21 protein-coding genes are annotated in these 23,489 nt (G+C 41.1%); 9 read left to right on the top strand and 12 right to left on the bottom strand.

Annotated elements, in window-relative coordinates; genetic code table 11:
- Positions 1-4 precede the first annotated feature (4 nt).
- From AYJ08_RS10520 to AYJ08_RS10490, 7 genes are all read left to right on the top strand, one after another.
- Positions 5-1,426 carry a YheC/YheD family endospore coat-associated protein gene (locus tag AYJ08_RS10520; RefSeq protein ID WP_064017687.1) on the top strand — a complete coding sequence of 474 codons (1,422 nt, stop codon included), beginning with the start codon at positions 5-7 and terminating at the stop codon, positions 1,424-1,426.
- Positions 1,427-1,445: 19 nt separating this feature from the next.
- On the top strand, positions 1,446-2,546 hold the full coding sequence (locus tag AYJ08_RS10515) for a YheC/YheD family endospore coat-associated protein (RefSeq protein ID WP_064017686.1): 1,101 nt from the start codon (positions 1,446-1,448) through the stop codon (positions 2,544-2,546).
- Between the two features lie 6 nt (positions 2,547-2,552).
- Positions 2,553-3,926, top strand: coding sequence for a YheC/YheD family endospore coat-associated protein (locus AYJ08_RS10510; protein WP_064017685.1), 1,374 nt, complete (start codon positions 2,553-2,555; stop codon positions 3,924-3,926).
- A gap of 28 nt (positions 3,927-3,954) precedes the next feature.
- Positions 3,955-5,238, top strand: coding sequence for a YheC/YheD family endospore coat-associated protein (locus tag AYJ08_RS10505; RefSeq protein WP_064017684.1), 1,284 nt, complete (start codon positions 3,955-3,957; stop codon positions 5,236-5,238).
- A 337-nt stretch (positions 5,239-5,575) separates the two neighbouring features.
- Positions 5,576-7,090, top strand: coding sequence for a potassium/proton antiporter (locus AYJ08_RS10500; protein WP_064017683.1), 1,515 nt, complete (start codon positions 5,576-5,578; stop codon positions 7,088-7,090).
- Positions 7,091-7,291: 201 nt separating this feature from the next.
- The gene (locus AYJ08_RS10495; protein WP_064017682.1) at positions 7,292-8,317 is read left to right on the top strand and encodes a hypothetical protein; all 1,026 of its coding nucleotides are present in this window, start codon (positions 7,292-7,294) and stop codon (positions 8,315-8,317) included.
- 80 nt (positions 8,318-8,397) lie between these two features.
- A complete protein-coding gene (locus AYJ08_RS10490; RefSeq protein WP_064017681.1) occupies positions 8,398-8,859 on the top strand; it encodes a hypothetical protein in 462 nt (153 codons plus the stop codon).
- Between the two features lie 26 nt (positions 8,860-8,885).
- On the opposite strand, the gene AYJ08_RS10485 is transcribed toward AYJ08_RS10490, so the two are convergent.
- The 10 genes from AYJ08_RS10485 to trhA form a co-directional block, all read right to left on the bottom strand.
- A complete protein-coding gene (locus AYJ08_RS10485) occupies positions 8,886-9,257 on the bottom strand; it encodes a hypothetical protein (protein ID WP_064017680.1) in 372 nt (123 codons plus the stop codon).
- Positions 9,254-9,808, bottom strand: a complete 555-nt coding sequence (locus tag AYJ08_RS10480) for a hypothetical protein (RefSeq protein WP_064017679.1) — start codon at positions 9,806-9,808, stop codon at positions 9,254-9,256. Before AYJ08_RS10480 ends, AYJ08_RS10485 begins: the two co-directional genes overlap by 4 nt.
- Before the next feature lie 12 nt (positions 9,809-9,820).
- Positions 9,821-10,147, bottom strand: a complete 327-nt coding sequence (locus tag AYJ08_RS10475) for a hypothetical protein (protein ID WP_064017678.1) — start codon at positions 10,145-10,147, stop codon at positions 9,821-9,823.
- 139 nt (positions 10,148-10,286) lie between these two features.
- Positions 10,287-11,339, bottom strand: coding sequence for a YeiH family protein (locus tag AYJ08_RS10470; RefSeq protein WP_064017677.1), 1,053 nt, complete (start codon positions 11,337-11,339; stop codon positions 10,287-10,289).
- A gap of 189 nt (positions 11,340-11,528) precedes the next feature.
- Positions 11,529-13,034 carry a sensor histidine kinase gene (locus AYJ08_RS10465; RefSeq protein WP_082890921.1) on the bottom strand — a complete coding sequence of 502 codons (1,506 nt, stop codon included), beginning with the start codon at positions 13,032-13,034 and terminating at the stop codon, positions 11,529-11,531.
- A complete protein-coding gene (locus tag AYJ08_RS10460; RefSeq protein WP_003335274.1) occupies positions 13,015-13,719 on the bottom strand; it encodes a response regulator transcription factor in 705 nt (234 codons plus the stop codon). The genes AYJ08_RS10465 and AYJ08_RS10460 overlap by 20 nt, the downstream gene beginning before the upstream one ends.
- Positions 13,720-13,784: 65 nt before the next feature.
- Entirely contained in the window at positions 13,785-14,390 is a 606-nt protein-coding gene (locus AYJ08_RS10455) for a class I SAM-dependent methyltransferase (RefSeq protein ID WP_064017675.1), read from the bottom strand.
- A gap of 108 nt (positions 14,391-14,498) precedes the next feature.
- Positions 14,499-15,650, bottom strand: coding sequence for a TolC family protein (locus tag AYJ08_RS10450; protein WP_064017674.1), 1,152 nt, complete (start codon positions 15,648-15,650; stop codon positions 14,499-14,501).
- Between the two features lie 368 nt (positions 15,651-16,018).
- Positions 16,019-17,536, bottom strand: coding sequence for a degradosome RNA helicase CshA (gene cshA, locus AYJ08_RS10445; protein ID WP_064017673.1), 1,518 nt, complete (start codon positions 17,534-17,536; stop codon positions 16,019-16,021).
- Between the two features lie 394 nt (positions 17,537-17,930).
- Positions 17,931-18,581, bottom strand: coding sequence for a PAQR family membrane homeostasis protein TrhA (trhA, locus tag AYJ08_RS10440; RefSeq protein WP_064017672.1), 651 nt, complete (start codon positions 18,579-18,581; stop codon positions 17,931-17,933).
- Between the two features lie 218 nt (positions 18,582-18,799).
- Between trhA and AYJ08_RS10435 the strand changes: the two genes are divergently transcribed.
- Together AYJ08_RS10435 and AYJ08_RS10430 are read left to right on the top strand one after the other, a co-directional pair.
- On the top strand, positions 18,800-19,177 hold the full coding sequence (locus tag AYJ08_RS10435; protein WP_064017671.1) for a DUF423 domain-containing protein: 378 nt from the start codon (positions 18,800-18,802) through the stop codon (positions 19,175-19,177).
- Positions 19,178-19,235: 58 nt separating this feature from the next.
- Positions 19,236-19,523: an ArsR/SmtB family transcription factor gene (locus AYJ08_RS10430; RefSeq protein ID WP_031411165.1), complete on the top strand. Its 288-nt coding sequence runs from the start codon at positions 19,236-19,238 to the stop codon at positions 19,521-19,523.
- A gap of 128 nt (positions 19,524-19,651) precedes the next feature.
- On the opposite strand, the gene AYJ08_RS10425 is transcribed toward AYJ08_RS10430, so the two are convergent.
- Together AYJ08_RS10425 and AYJ08_RS10420 are read right to left on the bottom strand one after the other, a co-directional pair.
- The gene (locus tag AYJ08_RS10425) at positions 19,652-22,435 is read right to left on the bottom strand and encodes an S-layer homology domain-containing protein (protein WP_064017670.1); all 2,784 of its coding nucleotides are present in this window, start codon (positions 22,433-22,435) and stop codon (positions 19,652-19,654) included.
- Positions 22,436-22,637: 202 nt separating this feature from the next.
- Positions 22,638-23,486 (bottom strand): sugar phosphate isomerase/epimerase family protein, encoded by an 849-nt coding sequence (locus AYJ08_RS10420; protein WP_064017669.1) that lies wholly within the window; start codon positions 23,484-23,486, stop codon positions 22,638-22,640.
- Positions 23,487-23,489: the final 3 nt, after the last annotated feature.

Raw genomic sequence — 23,489 nt, 5'->3', positions numbered from 1 at the left:
CATCATGTCATATGTTCGCACTATCATTCAGGCATCTATACCCATAGAAGAGCGGTCTGATCTACAGCTTCCCCTTCATCTCATGAAGAGTTTAGACATTCCCTCAGATATCTTTATCACCGTTTGCTTTGGTGTATCAAGAGCACGAGCAAAGGTTTCAGGAGTAGATCAGGATTCCTATGTCACTATGTGTCCTTCCCTTGTTCGTGCTCTCCATATTCCTACCGGGACCAAATTTCTCATGCGTTATGATCCACAGCAGCAAACGCTTTATTTCGGCCCCTATGTGGGGATTTTGCTCACCAGCTATCAACAGGATCATAAACAAGAGCCTTTTGGTTCCCTCTCTTCGTTTATTAATGAAGTGGTTGATACGTTCAAACAGAAAGGTGGCTTCGCTTGTATCTTTTCCATAGATGACGTTGATTGGGAGAATAAAACGGTTTCCGCATTCGTTAGGCAGAAAAACACCTGGAAAAAAACCACGCTCCCACTCCCCCATTCAATCTATAATCGGCTATCTTCTCGACAACGAGAGCAGAGTGAAAAGGTAGTGGATTTTGTGGAACGCTGTAAATTTTTGAAGATCCCCTTTTTTAATGAGCGTTTCTTAAACAAATGGCAGGTTCATAAAGCTCTTCGCAATGATGTAGCCGTCTCCACTTATTTGCCCAAAACCATGTTATTTGGCCCAAACGGTGAGCTATCAACCATGCTACAAACCCACCGTATCGTGTACGCCAAACCCGCTAATGGCAGTTTGGGAAGGGGTATTTTTCGCCTGATAAAAGCAAATGGTGAATATGGTGTTCGATTTGTATCAAAAGACAAGGTCATCTCCTTAAAGCAAAAAAGTCTGTACTCTTTGCAAAAATTCCTACGAAAGCGTTCTAAAGGAAAATCTTATGTTCTACAACAAGGCTTGCACCTTATTGGCATCGACTCCAATCCAACCGATTTTCGTGTTTTGGTACAAAAGAACAATCGTGGCATTTGGGCAACCACCTCCATCGTTGCTCGAACAGGTCAAAATTCTATTGTATCAAATGTAGCACGTGGTGGTAGTATTATGTCTGCTAAACAGGCCCTACGAACATGCGGTCCATGGAAACGTAATAAAAAGCCATCTATTCGCAAGCTCAAGAGGGTCGCTCTGCTCATCGCTGAACGGTTAGAATACGCTTTACAAGGAGAATTCGCAGAGTTTGGTATTGATCTAGGTATTGATACTAACGGAAGAGTCTGGCTGTTAGAGGTTAACAGCAAACCCTCCAAAAGCATTACCAGCTTACGCTTACGCGAAAATGAAACTGCTCCCCGAGAAGCAAGACCTTCCGTTCGACATTTAGTAAGCTACACCGCTTTTTTAAATGGCTTTACCCAACCAATCTATCAAACAACACCTCAGAAAAAGAAGAATAGATAAGACAGCGTAGGTGATCAAAATGAGAAGACAAGAAAAAACATTAGGAATTATGGCCATTTTCAAAGGATCGCCAAACCAGCCAACCTTCCGGGAAAAGTCTTATTATACCACTTTAACACGCATTGGAAGCAAGCTAGGTATACGCATAGTCGTCTTTTCTCCTCGTCAGGTTGATTTTACCTCACGTACCATAGTAGGCTTTGAACTTATTGAACATACTTGGCAGCGCATAGAAATTCCCTTTCCACAATTAATCTATGATAGGTATTTTATGGGACCCCATATCACTAAATATAGATCGATTATTGAACGACTGCAAAATGATCCTAAAATTACCTTCTTAGGTCGCGGATTATCGGGAAAATGGCAAGTGCATAACATCCTTATGAAATCAAAGAATTTACAAAAATGGTTACCGCAGACAAAGCTCTTTAGCCCTACTCTTCTTGAAACAAATCTGGCTGAACAAGGGGCTGTCATTATAAAACCCATGGCCGGAACCCATGGAAGCGGAGTAATTCGTATCTGCTCTGTAAAAAAAGGGTATGAACTTATAGGTAGAACGAGGGATAATAAACCCTTTACACGTACCTTAACAACTAAAAAAAATCTTCTCTCCTGTATTAAAAAGATAACAAAGGGGCGTAAGTACATCTTGCAACCTTATTTGAAGCTGCACACCTCAGATGGATTCCCCTTTGACATACGTATTTTAGTCCAGAAAAACGGGAGGGGCAAATGGACAACAACCGGCAAGGCCGTACGAGTAGGGAAGAAAGAAAGCATTACCTCTAATCTGCACGGAGGGGGAATCGCCGTACCATTAGAAGATTTCCTAATGAAACATTATCCACATGACTTATGTCATCAAATCATAGAAGAAGTGGGTATGCTTGCTCAACTCCTTCCCCCTTTTTTAGAAAAACATCATGGTCGTTTGGTAGAGCTGGGAATAGATGTAGGGGTCGATACGCAAGGGCATGTATGGATTATTGAAGTAAATTCACGACCAGGCCGGACGGTATTCCGCCAAATTGAAGATGGGAATGCCAGACTACATTCGGTCGCACAGCCAGTAAAATACGCTGAATATCTCTTGAATAAGCGTATAGGAGGTTAGGAGTACATGGAAACCATCTCAGTACGGTTACGATTTCTTACCTACTCCCGTATCAAAGGCATCGTGCTCCCTTCCCATCTATGCCGGGACTGGGGATTTAAGAATCGACAACGAGTTGCTATCTCGCACGGGCAAATAACGGTACATGGAATCATTATTGAAGAAAAAAAACAAAAAACCGGTAATCAAGTAAAAGTAACATCACCACTAAAAGAAGCCTTAGCCATCCCTCATCCCGGTATGATCCATTTAAAACACGAAGATGGAACAATTCGGGTTGGTCCCTCCATTGGTATAGTCACCACAGGAATACGCGATGGAGGTAGAGCCCCGATTGGCCCTAGATCAAGCTTTTTTCAAAAATTATTGTCAGCTCAGAAAGGAAAAGGGGTTTATTACTTTATCTTTACACCCAATGATGTAGATTGGTCATCTAATCGAGTATACGGCTGGTTCTTGCGCTCTACCAATAAGGGGCAGTACGTATGGAAAAGATTTTGGACTGCCATGCCAGACGTGTTGTATGATCGCGTTCCCTCTCGTGCAGCGGAGCGCCAAGATTCTGTTAAGGACTTTAAATTTCGTGTAGCCAATGAACAGTATGTGCCCATGTTTAATATTGGATTTTTTGATAAATGGGGTGTTCATCAACGCTTGTATCCCATGCCGGAAATAAATGAATTCATTCCAGAAACCCAGGTAGCTCCTACACTCTCCATGCTAAAAAGCATGCTTGACAGATATTCTATGGTTTATTTAAAACCAAAAGATGGCAGTCTCGGCTATGGGATTCTAAAAATAAAGCAGCTTCCAAAAGGCTATCAGCTCTCTTACCATAGCGGAGCAGGTAATGTCACCCGACGCTTTCAGAAATTATCCAAGTTATACCAGCATGTGTTTCAAACGCGCCGCGCAAGTAATTACCTGATTCAGCAGGGCATTGATTTATGCACTTATTCAGGTCGTCCACTCGATTTCCGTGTTCACTTGCACAAAAACGTGGAAAATAGCTGGGTCGTATCCTGTCTAGCTGCCAAAGTAGCCGGTGCTGGAAGTGTTACTACCCATGTTCGAACTGGAGGAATGGTTATCCCAGGTAAAGAGCTGTTGGAAACCCTATTCCCAGAACAGCATCACACTTTAGAAAAGCGTGTTCGTGAAGCTTCTATTCGTTTAGCAAATGCAATTGAGTTTGCTTACGGCACGAATCTAGGTGAACTCGGTCTAGATATAGGCATCGACAAAAAAGGGAATATTTGGATGTTCGAGGCTAACTCCAAACCAGGACGCTCCATTTTTAAACATTCACGCCTAAAACAAGCTGATGAAATGTCGCGTAGTTTACTCGTTGATTACGGTCGCTATTTAGCTAATTTTTAACACGGGCTGAAGGAAGGAGGAGTTTCTAATGTCCCACTGGGAATCCGGTTGGCTGACCATACTCCCCTCAGGACAATGGTATGTAGAGGGTATCCACTTTCCCATCCCGCTTACTTCCACAAATCATATCACCGTGCCATTGGGTCCCCTCCATGTTGAGCAAACATTAAACCTAGGATTGGCTCCTACTGTAACAGGTCGCTATCGTACCCGCATCAGATGGAGCATGTATAACAATATGCTACAAATTGCTCCTCTAATTGGCATTCTTACTTCTGGCAAAGGCGAGTCATTTAAAGGAAATAGGGAAAACTTTCAGGAGATAAGCAAAACAGGACAAAAGCTAGGAGCACTCGTATTCGTATTTACACCAGATGGTATAGACTGGGAAACTTATAAAATACGAGGTTATCTATACGATAAACGTAATGGATTCTGGCAAAGCTTTGAAACTCCCTTTCCTCATGTTATATATAATCGGATTCCAACACGTACAGTAGAGGAAAAAGAGCATATGCAAGAAACTCTCAAGCGCATCTCAAAACTGAAGAACGTGACATTGTTCAACCGTCAATTCTTCGATAAGGAAAGCTTATTTACCACCCTACAAGCCAAAAAGGAAGTCGCTCCTTTCTTGCCCGATACTTACAAATTAGATTCTTTTGAGCGACTGAAGTCCTTTGCTAGAAAACATGATGTTCTTTATCTAAAGCCTATACGTGGAAAAGCTGGGCGAGGAATCATGCGTCTTGAAAAACATGATACGATCTGGCTCTTACGCCGTGTTCATCAACAAAAATCCTTATCTAGATCATTTTACACGCTAGATGAACTCTGGACATATCTTTGGCCGATTCTTCAGCGGAAACCCTACATCGTTCAGCAGGGGATTATGCTTGCTACCTATAATGATCGCCCATTTGATGTGCGTGTCCTTACACAAAAAAATGGTAAGGGACATTGGGATATAACAGGGATAGGAATTCGACAAGCAGGGGCCCGAAGCATTACCACTCATGTCCCACGCGGGGGTTCTGTTCTTTCACCTGATAAAGTCCTTCCCCAAATTTTTGGAGAAGAGTGGTCCATTTTCATTCTGCAGAACATCAGGAAAACTGTGCTTGTAATAGCTAAAGCCCTTCAGCAGAATATGAGAGATCTTGCTGAGATGTCTATGGATTTAGGAATAACGACTGATGGTGATATCTGGTTTTTTGAAGCAAATTCTAAACCGGAAAAATTCGATGAACCAGATATCCGCCGTGCTTCACTGCGCAACATTATTTTTTATTCACAGCACATGTGCAAGTGAAAAGAGCCTTACTTTTATTCAGCCCTTCCTAATTAGGAAGGGTATTTTTCTATGCTCGCTCCACTACCATTGTAATAGTGAAATGATTCTTTTATAAACATTTACGCTTTTCATTAAAAATAGGTCCATATGTTGCGTTTACATAGAACAAAACAACAAATTTAAACGTATAAACGTACTTTTTTGTGAGATTTATTACAAAAAAAGCATAAAAATGCACCTAAAATATTGCATCTCCCTCAGTTTCGTGTACATTTAAAAGAAAGAGCTATCGGGTAACAAATATCACAGAGATGATTTCTTACTTTTTATTTTATCGAAAGGAGTTGGTGTATGGTTGATTTTCACAACGGATAATATCATTTTGCTCCTCGCTGTTCTCTTGGTTACTGGCGTTGTTACAGCCAAATTTTCTTCACGCATCGGTCTTCCTTCCCTTGTTTTTTTCGTTGGGGTTGGAATGATCCTGAGCAAATTCATTTATTATGATAATGCCTCGTTAACACAACTCTTCGGTATTCTCGCCCTTATCATTATTTTGTTCGATGGTGGCATGCAGACGAAATGGACTGACATTCGCGCTGTGGCCAAACCCTCTCTCTCCTTAGCAACCATAGGTGTTGTTCTCACCACTTTTCTTATTGGTGCATGTGCCAAATTTATTTTAGGCTTGTCTTGGAATGAAGGCTTATTATTTGGTGCAATTGTTGGTTCTACAGATGCCGCTGCTGTTTTTGCCGTATTAGGCAATAAAAATATAAAAAAGCGGCTGACTTCCGTACTGGAAGCAGAATCAGGCACAAACGATCCGATGGCGATGTTTTTGACCATTGCCCTGATAGAATTCATGCAGCATCCAGAAGTGAATGTATTGGCAATGTTTTTAGAATTCTTATGGGAGATGGGGTTAGGTCTAGTAATGGGTTATTTATTAGGCAAAATCTCCACTATGCTTATTAAAAGCATTAATTTGGACTCATCCGGACTCTATCCGGTATTGTCTATCGCACTGGCAGTTCTAGCCTACGGTGCCACATCCATATTGGGCGGAAGTGGCTTACTCGCCGTCTATGTGATGGCTGTCTTTGTAGGAAATGTTGACATTCCCTATCGGCACTCCATTCTCCGCTTTAACGAAGCCTTTGCCTGGATGATGCAAATCCTAATGTTTATCCTGCTAGGTTTGCTGGTTTTTCCATCAGATTTGTTGGAAGTGATTTGGCAAGGTATTGCACTTTCCTTTCTACTAATGTTTGTAGCACGACCAATCGGAGTTTATGTAAGTACACTTGGTATGAGCTTCTCAACTAAAGAACGAGCCTTTATCGCTTGGTCAGGCTTACGCGGCGCTGTCCCAATCGTATTAGCTACTTATCCCTTGATTGCTGGACTAGAGAATGCTCAGCTAATCTTTAATGTGGTCTTTTTCGTTGTCTTAACCTCTGCTCTTATTCAAGGAGCGACTATTTCGCCTCTTGCCAACTGGTTTGGCTTTTCTAAAGGGGAAAAGACAGTAGCTCCCTATAGTCTGGAACTGGTTTCGCTTGCAAAAACCAATGCTGAAATGATTGAAGTTCACATTCGGGAAAACAGCAATGTCGTAGGTATCAATCTGCTCGATCTTCAATTGTCTGATCAGGCACTAGTAAACGCGATTATCAGAGGTAAAAAATTGCTGATACCAAAGGGAGATACCATTTTACAAGCAGGTGATATCTTGTACGTGCTTGGGCCGAAAGCAGAGCAGGAGAGGATTAAGCAATTATTTTCGGAAGAGCGTTCTAATCAGGAAGAGGAGCATGTTCAAAGGGAAGAAGAGCGCATGATCATTCCTAGAACGAATGAAACGTAAAAGAGAAACTAGCTGAAAAGGCACATTGCTAAATAAAATTGAATTTATTTACAACTAACATATATAGCTTACAAACAGGGAGTCTCATCAATCCTACTGATGCAGTTCCCTGTTTTTTTTATAAGGAAAAACGAAATTTTTTTCCTTTGCATGCATTGAGTTTCCTTTGTTGGTAAAAACTGAGGGTAGGAGGTGGTCAACATGACCTACAATCAAAATTATAATACTTCTGCTTACAACCAAATCTCTGGACCTGCAAACGCGATCTTCAATCCGAATTTCGCTGGTACAAATGTGCAGGAGGTAAAAGCCTTGAACAATAGCTTTTATCCAACAAACCAAGCCTTTAGCCAAGTACCAAGCCCATCTTTTGGGACACAAAGTGGTTTTGGAGCTGCTAACAGTGTTTTCACCCGTGGTTTTGCTGGTACAGATGTTCAGGAGGTTCGAGCTCTGAATGCAGGTCAGCCTGCTCCGGCTTTGGCACATCAAGCTTACGGACAAGTCCCTTCTTATGGTAATCAAAATTATGCAGCACAAGGCGGATTTACTGGTGCAAATAGCGTATTCCAGCCTGGCTTTGCTGGTACAAATGTTCAAGAAGTACGAGCTCAAAACGCAGGTCAGCCTACTCCAGGTGTTGCAAGCCTAACAAACCTAGCTTACGGACAAAACCAAAATTTTGCGGCACAAGGCGGATTTACTAATGCAAACACCGTGTTCCAACCTGGTTTTGCTGGTACAAATGTCCAAGAGGTACGCCAATTAAACGCAGGCCAAGCAGGAACTGCTTTATCTCAAGGTATGAACAGCAACGTTAACAGTGTGTATACTCCTGGCTTTGCAGGTACAAATGCACATGAGGTACACGCGCTTAATGCCGGCTATTCTTTGCCTGCTGTAGCTCAACAGCCGTACCAATCCTTCACGCCGCAAACCCAATCATATCAATTCCAAGCTCCTTCATACAGCAGTCCAGTGAGCTATGCTGGGGCTAACAGTGTATTCCAGCCTGGTTTTGCTGGAACTAATGTGCAAGAGGTTAGATCGTTAAATGCAGGATTTGCAACACCAGCTTTTTCTCAACAAGCTCAACAAAGCTATCAAAACTTTAGTTCTCCTGCTTCAAGCATTTATCAAAGTGGCTTTGCAGGCACCAATCCTCAAGAAGTAAAAGCTCAAAACGCTGGTGGATACGGTACATTACACTCTTATAGCGGCATATAATTTTTCCCCTATTGCTTAGCCGTAAACAAAAAGACCGCTCTTCACAGGCGGTCTTTTTTATTCGTAAGAGGAGGCTGAATATGAAGCCGTATGGCGACTTTCGCAAGCTGTATAAATCTCTTAGGCGCTATGATTCACAACAGATTGCTGTTCAACGCAGTGAGGATCTGTTAGAAATTGAAGAAATCTGGCACTTTTATGAGACACTCACCGTTCATGAACTGCGCATTCTCTGTGCTGCAATTAAAAAAACAGAAGCTCAGCTTGGCTATATACCGTTTTGTTTTTCTACCGTTCCCATCGTTTTCATCATTTTTTCCAGCAAACTTACACATTACATTGCAAATAGCATCCCTTTGCTCTCTGTGCTTATTGTTGGTTTTGTCACGTTATTAGTCTTTTTGATTTTCCGGCATTTCCGCAACAAATCATATAATGCTCTACACTTATACATTGTGGAGAGCTTATTGCAAGTGAAATCCAAAGACAAGAACTCTGAAGACGAGCAATGCTGTCCGCTTACAGCTTCTCCAATGCTATAGAGATGGGGCAATGCTTCCCTCTCCTTTTAGAGAGGGTTCGCCGTCTTCAAGATTACATAATTGCCAGTCCACATGTTACTCGTAATCACCAGCTTTTGGCCATTACGTTCAAAGAAATACCCTGCTCCTTGCTTCTCAACGAATTGGTATCCCTTTTGAGCCATTTGCTGTTTTACCCTTTCTGCCGCCTCCTTTTGTGTTCCTTTCATCATATAATACACGTAACCCTCTTCTTTACCGATATTAACTAGCTGTTCAGGATGTTCCTTTACCATAGCCATCGCTTGTTCGACCGGCATTGAGGCAATAGGCAACGGAGGATAGGGTAAATGAATGATCCACAGATAAACAACCAAAAAACCTATCAGGACACAGCCGACTTTCCCACTTATTTTCATACGCTCCCTCTTTTCTCCATAATGGCACGATAAAGCTCATTAAGTGTATGCAGACTAGTCGTATCAACAGTAAACAATCGTCCATCAAACCAGTAACTATCGTTTGCAAGCTGACTCAAATCTCCCTCGGTGTGTTCCATTTGGGCAAAAACACACGCTTCAGTGTCATCTACACAATTCCGTACAGCAAGATGCCGTTCTATATCATCTGAAAAGCGTTGCTTCAATCGACAGAACACAGAGCCATTCGGTTGGGTACATAAGCGATGAAGCGCCAAATCAATTTGCAACCAGCACGTCACATAAAAGTGAAACTCTAGAAACAAAGTAGTAAGCGCTTTTCGAACCAACTCCTCTGCTTCTAATTCGTCATTGTTTTTTGTTTCTATACAAGCCTCCCATTCAAATACAGCTTGACGTAGCTGTTCTTTGGCTAGCTCAATGACCGGATAATGACTAACAGCCCCGCGATAAAATTTTTGAACAATCTGAAATAACAAAGCAGGGGGCCGCGGAGGTAGATTTCCGTATCGGCTATTTGTATCACGCATACACTCATCCCCTTACTCGATGGCCGTTCCTTGTTTTTTCAAGCGATCAATGATCTCGTCAGCCCATTCTTTAAATACACCAAGAGCTGATTCAATATCGCTAAATACTTCCTTTTGCAAACAAGTAAAATTAGGAAAATCCGTAATTTGATTCTTTTGAACACGGACCCCTTCCGGTATAAGCTGAATCTCTAAAAATATTGGCACATTCTCGTCTACACCATACGTATTTTCAACATATTCATAGGTACGAACCCACTCAAGAACCCTGATTTCATTTGGCTTTAAATGAATGGCTTGCGTTATCGACATAATCGTTTCATTTCCATAGTAATGCATACCTTGTACTCCCCTTTTCAAGCTTCCGCTATTTGAAGCATACAGCAAACTAATCTTGTTCACAAGCTTGTAACATATGAATGTACGTCTTTCGAGATAAAAAAACTCCACTCCCAAAAGGAATGGAGGCAGTATTTCATTAAGCTAAATGAAAAGCATAGGTCATTGCTAAGCCAAATAGGGAAAGCAACACCGATCCAGCTAAGCCGGCTGAAAACGATTTTAATCCCATCCGCTTAAAGGCAACTAGATTTACGTTTAACCCTAAACCGGCCATAGCCATCGCGATTAATAGATAAGCGATGCTAACGATTTGTGTAGCTATTTCCTGAGGAATAATACCTAGTGAGTTAACAGCACTCATCGCCAAAAATCCAAAGATAAACCATGGAATAGGCAGTGACCTCCAGGAAAACCGTTTATTGATTTCCCCAGTCATCTTTTGTTCCAAACGACTGCTCCATATTCCTATACCGATGGCGATCGGGACAAGAAGAGCAACCCGAGTTAATTTGACGATGACAGCAATATCTACAGCATTATTTCCACCAGGTGCCGCTGCGGCAATTACGTGCGCTATCTCATGTAGGGTCGCACCCGAAAAAACACCATAACCATTAGGTGTAAAACCAAGAAAAGGATAGAGAAGCGTATATAAAAGTGTGAAAATAGTGCCCAAAATAGCTACAGTAGCCGCTCCGATTGCTGTTTCTTCATCGTTAGCTTTGATTTGTGGTGCAATTGCCACAACCGCTGCCGCACCACAGATAGCCGTTCCACATGCCGTTAGAATGCCTAATTTTTTCTCTACCTGGAACCAACGTGTAAATAGATAAACAACACTCAATCCAAAAATAATGGCTAATGCCGCCATAGCAAACACTTTAGGACCTGCATATAAAATATCCATCAAATTTAATCGCATCCCAAGTAAAATAATGCCGAATCGAAGCAATTTTTTGCTGGAAAAATTTGTACCTGCAATCGTTTGCTGCGGAATACCAGCCACAGCACGCCAGATAATACCGATCAGGATAGCAATTACCAATTGTCCCATTATGCTTAAGAAAGGAAATTGAGCCAAATACCTAGCTGCTAAAGCAATTATTAAAGTAATTGCTACTCCCATGATAAAACCAACGATCTGCTTCTCTTGTTTGACAAGCTCTTTGGTTTTTGTTTTACCTTCCATTGTATCTCTCCATTCTGTCTATCAAGGAACTTCCCTTACCATGCTTTCACTATAAGTTCTTTTGATTGACAAGTGAAATACAGATATACAATGCTTATCATTAGAAAAACTTATCATAGGAAATAAATCACGAACAACAAAAAACGCATGCTTCTCTTTTTAAAGAGAATGACATGCGTTTTTCCAGTATTATGGGGATTTTTCCTGCGGCAATTCCACGTAAAAAAGGATCATGTTGTCATGCGATTCAGCCCAAATTTTTCCGCAATGCAATTCAACGATGCTTTTAGCAATGGCTAAGCCCAATCCAGAACCTTCCTTTGCCATGCTTCGAGATTCATCAACCTTATAGAAACGTTCAAATAAACGCTCTAATTCCTGAGGAGTCAGTTTGGGACTTTTATTCCCAATCGAGATACGAATAGAACTTCCAAGTTCCTCTGCATTTATTAAAATTTCCCCTGGTTTATCACTATATTTAATGGCATTTATTAATAAATTATCAAACACACGCACTATTTTATCTGCATCTACATGTACGAATAGATGATCTACAGCATAGTTTTTTCGAAAGGACAAGCCTTCTTCCTCTGCTTGCGGTACAAGCTCCTCCATTAACTGCTCTAACATTTCTAATATGTCAACTCGCTGCATTTGCATTCCTACACCGTTATTAGAGAGCTTCGTATAATCAAATAAGTCTTCAATTAAGCGTTTTAACTGTTCCGACTTATTTACAGCAATTCCGGCATACTCCTCCAATTGCCCCTCACTATGATAACGCTTATCCTGAATCAACCGTAAATAGCCCATAATAGAAGTAAGCGGAGTGCGTAAATCATGTGAAACATTGGTGATTAGCTCATGCTTGGTTCGCTCCGCCTTGCGTTCTTCCTCTCTAGTATGATGCAATTGCATGGCCATAACATTAATATTCTGGGCCAACTGTCCTAATTCATCGTTACTGTTAACCGGTACACGGATATCCAGATTCCCCAGTGCCATTTCTTGAATGCCTTGAGAAATGCTTTGAATCTGATACATTTTTCGTTTTGTAAGATAGTAAAAGGAAAAAATAAATACACCAAAACCAATCAGTCCAGGTAACTGACTATAGCCTGTTCGATAGATGATAGATGGTTCTGGCATACCTCGTACTATTAGATATAGCTTTTTCTCCCCCACATCCACAGGATAAAAGGACACAAATTCTTTCGCCTCATTCTGATAATCCTGGCGATAGATACGCACATCCATTGCATTTTGGATAACAGAATGAATATCGATTGTAGCCTCAGAGGTTTGTTTACTCTTATATAAAACCTTTCCTTGTTCATCAGCCAATAAAATACGATACTTACCGCTATCCGAACGGTCATCAATTATTTCCTGCAAATCAAATTGATAGGAAGGATTTTGTTGTTTATTTTCATTTTCTGTTCGAAGGGTGCTTATCAAATTACGTGCATGATTATCAATATTTTCCATACCTTGTGTATAATCAATATATGCCTGTTGCGTTAGCATATAGGGATTAAGGACATTCGCCACAAAAAATCCAGCCAGTACACATAGTCCAAAAGCCGCAATCAATTGAATACGTAAACTTGATTTTCCCTGAGCAATCATTTTTTTCGCAAGCTTATAACACGCATAAAACGTATATGGTATTAGCTTAAATGGATTCCATCTCAACTTTATAACCTACTCCCCAAACGGTTTTGATATAGCGAGGTTTTCGTGGGTTTTGCTCAATTTTCTCCCTGATTTTACGTATATGTACCATAACCGTATTATCAGATTGATAAAAAGGCTCGTTCCAGATTCGTTCGTAGATTTTTTCAGCGCTAAATACAATTCCTTTATGGCGAGCCAATAGTTCTAAAATGGCAAATTCCCGTGGAGTTAGTTTGACTTCTCGCCCATCTACCTTCACCTCATGCGTGGAGACATTGATCGTTAAGTCATCGACTACCAGTTCATCAGTCTTCACTTCTGAAAAACCGCTTAACCGCATGTAACGTCTTAACTGCGACTTTACCCGTGCCAAAAGTTCCATCGGGTTAAACGGCTTTGTCATATAATCGTCTGCCCCAGTAGCTAACCCAATAATCTTATCCATATCCTCCGCTTTGGCGGACAGCATGATGATCGGGACATTTTGCTTTTCTCTGATCCTCATGCAGGCAGCCAACCCATCCAATCTGGGCATCATAATGTCTAAAATAATGACGTGTACCTGATTTTCCTCTAAGATTTTTAATCCTTCTACTCCATCAGCCGCTTTCAAAACCTGAAAGCCCTCGTTACTTAGATATATATCAATCAAATCACGTATTTCTTTTTCATCATCAATGATTAATATTGTTTCTTTCATCATCGAGCTCCTCCCGTGAACAAATAGCACCGCATGTTCATTCTACTTATTTCTCATCAGATTGTCTGTTATTTACGACACCGATAGACAAATGCAGGAGGGATGTTCAAGGGCTCAAAAGAGATAGATACCTCACGAAAGGTCTCTTTCAGTTGTTTTCTCATTTGTAAGGAATACTGGAATGCGATGAAAGCACCGCCTGGTTTTAACGATTGCATAACCTCCGCAACAATCCGTTCCCGTAATTCCTGGGGAAAGTTCATAAACGGCAATCCGCTAATGATGACATCTACCTGTTCTACACCTGCTTGCTTCAACTCTTTTGACAAACACTGAGCATCGCAATGATGGTGAAATGAAGGAAATCTTTCTTGTAAATCAGCTCGAAGTTTTACATCTTGTTCATATACAAACACGTTTGTATTGGGTGAAATTTTTTGCTTCAGTTTTTGTGTAAACACACCAGTACCTGCGCCTAGTTCAACCACTGACGTAACTTCCGCCCAGTCGATTCCTTCCAGCATTCTGCTAGATAAACGTGCGGAGCTTGGGGTCACACTCCCTACCTCGCGAGGAGATTTAACAAATGTAGTAAAGAACCGAACTTTATCTCTAACGTAACGTTGCATAGCTAGACAAGTGGTCGTTTCTACAGCGCTTTTATTCGCTTTCATTTATGCTCTTCCTTTCTTGTCTGATCCTTTGTCTTATTTTATAAGACGGATCTTAACAAGAAAGGGTACAAGTTCTTAAAAAAAACTTAAAATTTATACGTTTCTTTATTAAGAAACAGGTCTACCCATCGAGTTTTTGTAGTTGAGATAAGCTAACTGATAATTGTGCAGAGCTGTTTCATATTCGTTTGCCCTCTTTGCTAGCTCCTCCTCAGCAGTCATAACATCCAAGGTTGTTGCAAGACCATTTTCATAGCGTAATTGTGTTAAACGATAATTCTCTTTGGAAGCTTCTCTTGCTTTATCAAGTGCCTCTAGACCTTGTTTAGCGGAGGTTAGAGCTTCATAGTTTCGAGTCACCTCTAACAAAATATCGTTTTTGATTTGCTCCTTGTTCATTTCTGCTGTTTCCAATTCATTTTTGGCAAGCTGTCCTTGGAAGGAGGACAAGATTGAATATTTTTCTATCGTATCTACACTCTTTTTCGCCGCTTTTACCTCTTCGTCACTTTTGAGAATTTCTGCACGTTGAACAACAGCCAAACGCTTGGCTTCTTCCAATGGAATAATTTCTTTGTCACGGATATCTCCTTCAGGTATAGAGAGCTCCCATTCTTTCATCAAGTCTTCTGCTAAAAATTGATTTAATGAAAGGGTAGATAGGCGGACTTGATTGCGAGCTGCTTCATGATTAGCTTTTGCTTGGGCTAATCCTGTTTCAGCCTGCAAAACATCGTTTTTGGCTTTTATTCCTGCTGTAAATAAGGCGTTTGCCGTATCTACCTGCTTTTGGGCACGAGTTAAGCTTTGCTCCTGTAACTGCAAATCTTGCTTGGCATGCCATAGCTCATAAAAGGCTTTCTCTGCACCTAGCTTGGTCTTATCTTCCATGGCCTGTAGCATATATTTGTGGATATTTCGTGCTGCTTCCGCTTTGGCTGTTTGCACATATTTCTGCTGAGCCTCGCCAAGCGATGAAATATTTGATTCCTTCATCTTTACGGAATTATAAATGGCTTGATTAGCATTAATATCAGCCGTATCAAGTTCCAAGCGGAATTTCTTCAGATCAATATTTTGTTCCAAGGCCAACTCGCCAGCTTTTTTGGGAGTTAGGTCATGCTTGTTTTCTTCTTCACTTGCCTGAGAATGTACAGTCTTCTCCTCAGTCGCTTGAGCCATTAGCGGATAGCTTAAAAACAGCAACGAACCTATCATCACCATCAATAGCCGGGTCCTTTTTGTATAGGAAACACTCATTGCTTATTGGTTCCTCCTTTATAATGCTTGATGCTCTGCATAAATCCATAAAATCATAAGCAAATACCAATATTCTTTGCTTATTATCCACCTGTATTATGTAACCTTTCAATCAGTAAATGTTTCATTTTCTGCCAACCTAAATCCAGAAATCCCAGCTTATAGCATGATTGTTATTGAAAAATAGCTTACTTGTTAAACTTCCTTTTCTTTTCCTCTGTCTTTTGATAAGTTAAAAGCATATTCTGAAAAATCTATCTTTAATGGCATACAAAAAAGACGTGTAGATAGCCCTTTCTCCTGTCGGATTTGGGACTATCATACACGTCTTGTAGATATAGATTAGCTGTTTACAGTTGAACCAACAACTATACGCGAGGCTTTCTACCTTCAGACGATGGTCTGCTAGATGCTCTGCCGCTGCTGCGACGACGGTCATCACCGCTACGACGACCACCTTCTGAACGGCCTCCACGATAGTTGCTACCGCCGCTGCGACGATCGCCATAACCACGGCGCGGACCACCACCGCGCTTATCATCGCCAAATGGACGGCGTTTTTTAGAACGAAGAGGTGCTTCTTCTGTTAAACGAACTGGAGTTACATCTGGCTCTTTTGTCAGCATTTTTAAAGCGGCTGCCACCAATGTAACAGAGTCAGTTTCCTGAAGCAGGGTTTCTGCCAAGCCATGGTAATCACGGTAGTTTTCTTCCCCGATTACAGTCAACAGTTTTTCAACTGCAATGCGCTGTGCACCTTCAATAGCTTCTGTTAATGTTGGTACAGGACGACGACTCATTTTACGTTTTGTAACGTGTTCAATCATGCGCAAGTGATCTATCTCGCGAGATGTTACAAATGTAGTCGCAACCCCTGTCTTACCTGCACGACCTGTACGGCCAATACGGTGAACATAGCTCTCAGGGTCTTGTGGAATATCAAAGTTATACACGTGTGTAACACCGCTAATATCCAAACCGCGAGCAGCTACATCTGTTGCTACTAGAATGTCGATAGTGCCTTCTTTAAATTGACGAAGAACGCTGTCGCGCTTCGCTTGTGTCAAGTCACCATGGATACCTTCTGCAGAATAACCGCGCTTGTTCAAGGCCTCGCTTAATTCATCAACGCGACGCTTCGTACGACCAAACACGATAGCTAATTCTGGGGACTGAATATCTAATAAGCGAGTCATTACATCAAACTTCAATTTTTCCTGAACTTCCATGTATACTTGCTCAATGTTTGGAACCGTTACTTCTTTTGCTTTCACGGTAATTTTTTCTGGGTTTTTAAGGTAGCGCTGTGCCAAAGATTCGATTTGGCGCGGCATTGTTGCTGAGAACAACAAAGTTTGACGCTCGTCTGGAATTTGCTCTAGAATGCTTTCGATTTCTTCAATGAAACCCATGTTTAGCATTTCATCAGCTTCATCCAATACCAAGGTTTGAATGTTTTGTAGTCGGATTGTGCGACGGTTGATGTGGTCAATTAGACGTCCAGGAGTTGCTACGATAACGTGAGGATTCTTTTTCAATGCGCGTATTTGACGCATGATATCCTGTCCACCATAGATTGGCAAGGTTTTAATACCTGTGTATTGACCTAGTTTGATCAATTCCTCAGATACCTGTACTGCAAGCTCACGAGTTGGAGCCAATACAATCCCTTGAATGTGGTTAGATGAGGTATCAATCTTTTCAATCATTGGGATACCGAATGCTACGGTTTTCCCTGTTCCTGTTTGAGCCTGACCAATCAGGTCTCTTCCTGTTAATGCAACTGGAATCGTTAAAGCTTGGATTGGAGTCGCTTCTTCAAAACCCATGTTACTGATGGATCGAAGTACGGATGGACTCAATCCTAGTTCATTAAATGTAGCCAAATTGTTTCAATCTCCTTTATTTACGGATGAAATCCTTCATGCTTTATACACAATAAGTGCCGGAAAACGTAACATTTATAGTTTGCCACTTTATCGTGTATATAAGCCTCTAATATTTTATTTGCTTCTGATAAACCTATCAGTGGAATGATCGTCTGTAAGCACTCGTTTTTCACAAAAAAAAGCATTAAGCAGAATTCACACTTAATGCCTGCACATTCTCGTGTTTTATAAAAAAATGGCATTCATAAGGATGGAGCATCAAGTCCATCGCCATTGGTTACTCGCGAATTTCCCACGGATATAGGCGTTTCATCGCAACGTAATAACAATATCATGTCTTTTGATGAAAAGCAACTAATTACAACCAATGGAACCCCTTAGAAACGCTTGATTAGATGGGCACAATGTACTTTACCACCATGATAAAATGGAGCGTGGTTCCTGCCATCACGAATAAATGAAATATCTCATGAAACCCAAACCGATTCGGGAAAAAATCAAATATCTTGGTTGCATAAATGATGGCTCCTATCGTATACATGACGCCACCAATAATAATGAGAGCGATTGCTCCAATCGGTAAATGATGGATTAATTGAACGAACGGAACGACCGCAATCCAGCCTAGCGTCACATAAAAAGCCGTTGACACATAGCGAGGTGCATGAATATAAAAAATTTTCAGGAACATTCCGATTAACGCTAACACCCACACAGCAGCTAGCATACTCCATTTCCAGCCACCCGATAAACCATAGTAAAACACGGGCGTATACGAGCCTGCGATGAGGAAATAAATAGCGATGTGATCAAATTTCTTGAGCATCATTTCTTTTGCTGGCGTTGTTCTCACCCAATGATATAAGGAGCTTGCACCGTATAACAAGATGATGCTAACACCAAAAATGGTTAATGTGATCAGCTTGGAAACATTGTGACGGGACAAAACGATCAAAAACACAAGACCAACAATGCCAGCCAGGAACGTAATAAAATGCGTCCATGTATTAACTGGCTCTTTCATTTTCCAAAAACGCTTCATCTTACCTCTCTCCCTTCCTTACATATCGGACTTGCTTCATAATAAGCCCTATTGTATCACTCCATAACCATAACGAATAGAAATACTTTCATTTTTAACAAAACATTCATCTTGATAAATAAGATATTTCTTGCGATGTGCTTGCATTGGTGTGGTTTTCCTTGCTATTGATGTACAATATTTGTAAATCAACGGTATTAGAGAAAGGAAGACGAAATATGGCTCAAACCTTTATGATACTAGGCGGCATAGGTGGTTTTCTATCTGTGGCGCTAGGAGCATTTGCTGCTCATGGCTTAAAAGGAAAGCTAAGCGATAACATGCTAGCCAATTTTCAAACCGGTGCACAATATCAAATGTATCATTCTTTCGCTTTAGTGATGACAGCCGTTTTGCTTAAAGTCTTAGGGACAAGTACATTGCTTACTGCTGCTGGATGGTTGTTTCTTGTGGGAATCGTTCTGTTTTCAGGAAGCTTATACGCATTGAGTTTATCAGGCGTTCGTAAGCTAGGTGCTATCACCCCGCTCGGCGGGCTGGCTTTTCTAGCAGGATGGGCTTGCCTAATTATTTATGGGATTACTTGGTCAGCATGATTGTTTTTTGATAAATAAAAAACTTGCAGATAATACCTATTTTTTGTATTATTTTTCCATGTATAATAATTTAATTAAAGATAAACAGCGAATAAAAATTTTAAAAGCATTGGCGGATGAAACACGCCTGCAGATCATTCGGGTTCTTTTCCAAAAAGAACAAGAGGCAAAGTGCGGGGAGGTAGGTGAACTTTGTCACATGTCAAAATCTAATGCCTCTTATCATTTCCGAACCTTACGAGAAGCTGGACTCATCCATATGCGAAATGAAGGTCAGTCTAAATTTTTACGTATCAATCGAGAAACCTTTGAAAAATATTTACCCACATTCCTCGAAACCTTATAGAGTAAGAGCATTATTGTCCATGCCATGCTAACTAACATGAAAAAATCGGCAGACACGATAAAAAAAGCATACGAACCGGGCTATTTGATTCATTTCCGATTCGTATGCTTGCCTCTATCCTTTTTACTCTACAATAGGTTAAGCTTTCCCATCATTCGTTTGATCATTACCGCACAATGGGCTCTCGTTGCATTTGCCTGTGGTTGTAAATATCCGGAGCTGACACCCTGAATAAGTCCAGCATAATAAGCCTCTGCTATATCTCGTTTTCCCCATGAAAGCCGGCCTAGATCATGAAATGCAGCATTAAATGCAGCTTGTTGACCGGTAGTAATCTTAACACGAAGTCCCCGTTTTTCGATAATGCGTTTCATAATAACTGCCATTTCCTGACGAGTAATCGTTTTATTTGGTTCAAACAAGCGATTTTGGTAGCCAATAACATAACCTCGGCTCCTTGCTGTCTCTACAGCACCAGCATACCATGCGAAAGAAGAAACATCGTTAAAGCGCGACCCGCTTCCTTCTGGTTCTCCAAGCGCTCTTATTACCATCGCCACAAATTCAGCACGGGTAATTGGTTGTTCTGGTACAAATTGATTAGTAGACTGTCCATAGATTATTAATCTGTTGGCTAGCCATTCCACATCATAACGTGCCCAGTGTCCGTACATATCTCGAAATGTCTTTGTAAAGGTTGCGAGTGCAAAGGTTCCACTCAAACGCTTATCCCGTATTTTGACTCTAGTATCACCACGTACATATTCAAAATCAGCCGGTACATAAGTTAAACGATTCTTTTTTTCATCATAGTGGAGCAAGACCTTCGTGCTTGTATCTATTCTCCCATCTATGGTAAAAGCATAGCTATCTTTTTTATCAAAATGAATGACTCTTGAGATTACCCTGCCGCCCTCCTTTTCAACAGCTCTTATCATTTCACGTTGCCACTCTTTTTGATTCTCTTTGTCTTTACGAGAATTCGCTCTGGAATCAGAATCATCCTCGACGATTACTTTAACTCTATCCTCTTTATCTTTGTCATCAGTAACAACGTAGATATAGGTAGTCCCTTCTCGCTTTCCTTTTATTTCGGCTTTACCCTTCCCTCGGTCTTTTACAGTCGCAATCCGTTTGTTTTTGCTTTTCCATTCGATGTTTTGATTAGACGCATCCTTTGGAGAAATAACGGCTTGAACCGTAACGGTATCACCTTTATCCAATCTAATTCTTGATTTATTGATTCGAATACTCTTAATCTTCACCTCTTTGCTAAATACATCTCGCGGTACTTTTGCCGCGAAAACAGTTGGCTTATTTAGCTTTAGCGCTTCTACAATAACTGCCGCCGTATCCATGTTTGAAATTGGATTTTGATTGTTGCCCTGCTTTATGCTCGGACCGGATGCTACCCATGTGAGGCTGTTAAAACTGCTCGTCGAAGTGGGGGAATCAACATCAGCGCCTTCATCCGTTACCAATAGAATTAAGGATTTATTTTTTTGCTTCTGTATCTCTAGCGCTTTTAATATAAGTCCTAAGTCCTGATCAACCCTTCGAACAGCGTCTACATACTGTGCCGAATAATAGCCATTTTGATTTGCCGCTAGCTTTGGACCTTGTAATTGTATAAACGTTAATCTATTTTTATCGCCTTGATGTAAAATGTACGATGCCGCTTGCTTGGCTACTTCTGCATCAGCTAGATCTTGACTACCAGTGTTCATGGTAATTTGGCTGACCTTTGCTAACTCTTCTTCCAAAATCCCTCGGCGTATATCTGCGTTAGCTGTAAAAACCCCGATATGAGCTCCCGGTCTTTCCTCGTGTAACCACCGAATCACAGAAGCATATGGACTATATGCTGTACGTAAATTCGTATCTACATTGCTACTAGTAATACCATGTTCTTTCGGTGGGACGCCAAGTAAAATGCTTGCCCAGTTCTCTGCGCTTTTTTGTTCAGCTACAGGCTTGGCGGTATACGTATATGACCCGTTTTTAGTCAAGCTATCTATGTTTGGAGTAGCAATCTTCTTGTTAGCGTTACCAAGACCGCTGATACCAATCAACATGACGTGTTCATACGAGGGTACATGTTTATACTGATCAAGCTGCTGTTGCACCAATTTTTTATCGCGACTATCAATCCTTCCATCTCCATTGACATCAGCGTTTTTGATTTTTTCCCAAGTAGGATCATTCTTATCTTTACCCATGTGTTTTTGGACAAACGCTACATCCTCAGAGGTTAGCAGCCCGTCTTGATTAACATCGGTGTTCGCATATACTTGCACCTCGCCAATATAGGCAGGAGAGGCTTTATCTATGAAAACATAAAAACGGGCCTTACCAGGAGAGTTCCCCTGGATTCGCAGTCGGTTATCAGCTTTTTCCATGATAATGGCTACGTCTGGATTATCGCTTTTTACTTTAAAGTCTAGCTCTGTAGCAGGAGCTACCAAAGTCACATCGACACAGTGATTTACGTGAATGGCAAGCCTTTCAGGTGTCAGGGAGAACTGTGATAAGAGCTTCTTTGCTTCTTTCAAGGTGATTGCATCAGTTGTGGAAGCATTACTCTTTGCGGGGAGTGATGGGGGTGTTGGTAAGGGCAAAGATTGTTTCTTAGATTGTTCCTTAAGTGGTTCCTTGGATTTTACCTCCGATTCAGCGGGTTTCTTCTGGGATGAGACATCTTGTTTTTGTTGCCTTGCCTTTTTTGACTTTGTGTTTGGTTCGTTAAATGGATCTGGTTCTTGTTCTGTGCTCGTGTGACGAATATCTTTGACTTCGGCGACCGGTACCATCATCTGTGCCTTAGATGATGCCCATACGTCTGTATGTAGGGTGGATAAAATTAGCACGAAGGCAGATCCAGCAGAAATCCATTTAAAAACGCTGTTAAACATGGTATCCTCCTTTTACTTTGTTGTTTCATCACATTTCATTAGAGATAGCGATACAACAGTATTTAACCTCAAAGGTTCTTAACCATGTTATGCGTTTACTGAAACAGATTATGCTTTTTCAAGTTTTATCCATACAAAAAGATAGCCGGGATGGCTATCCTTTTGTATGATGCGACTAACTATTTTGAATGTATATGACTTTCTATAAAAGGCTTAATGACTGAGCCGGTACCTGCTGGCGCAACCATCTCATCTCTTCACGTAAAACCTTAGATGGGTTAGGACCAAACCATTCGATTGAAGCAAAATATTCTGTCTTCGCAATCACCTCAAGAATAGAACTATAGTCTACTGCTCCGTATGCTAATGGAACAATCCCTTCCCTACTCCCACTAGGCGAGTAAACATTATTTGGCTGAAAGACTCCCAGATACTCAGTTGAAACGATATTTTTCAGATGATAATGGCGCACCCAAGGCTGTAGCTTTTCAAAGCTGTCTATCGGATCGGCACCAGATTCCCAGATATGCAAAAAGTCAAGGTTGATAGCAACCGCTGGATGGTTAATTTCCTCTAAGAGAGTCAGCGTAGAAGCGAGGTCATCCGTCAAGGTGTTGGGATGCGTCTCTAAGAGCAGTTCCATCCCATTTTCACCACACAGCTCGCATAGCTCGCTTAAATACTTTACATATAATGTCCGTTCGCTCGCCGATACCTCAGCGCTTGCCTTTTGCCCAGCAAACGTCCGAATGCGATTGACCCCTAACCACTTTGCTAGGGAGATTAACCGTTTCCCTTTATCCAGCGTTTTGGAGAATGGTTGATGAGAAGATATATCTAAATAGTCGCTGAGCATCGATACCTGCATGTCATGATTTGTTAAAATACGAAGCTGATCCTCGGCTTTTTCTCGATCTCCATCATACAGATGCTGAGCATGAATCCCCCATAATTCAATACCATCAAAATCATGTCGCCTGGCAAAATCAACCATATCGGCAAAAGAGATTAGCTGATGGCGAAAAGAAATTGTACATAGTGAAAATTTCATCAA

This window comes from Brevibacillus sp. SKDU10, assembly GCF_001645205.1.
GTDB lineage: Bacteria > Bacillota > Bacilli > Brevibacillales > Brevibacillaceae > Brevibacillus_B > Brevibacillus_B halotolerans.
The sequence above is the reverse complement of the archived record's forward strand: the minus strand, read 5'-3'. Positions and strand labels throughout refer to the sequence as shown.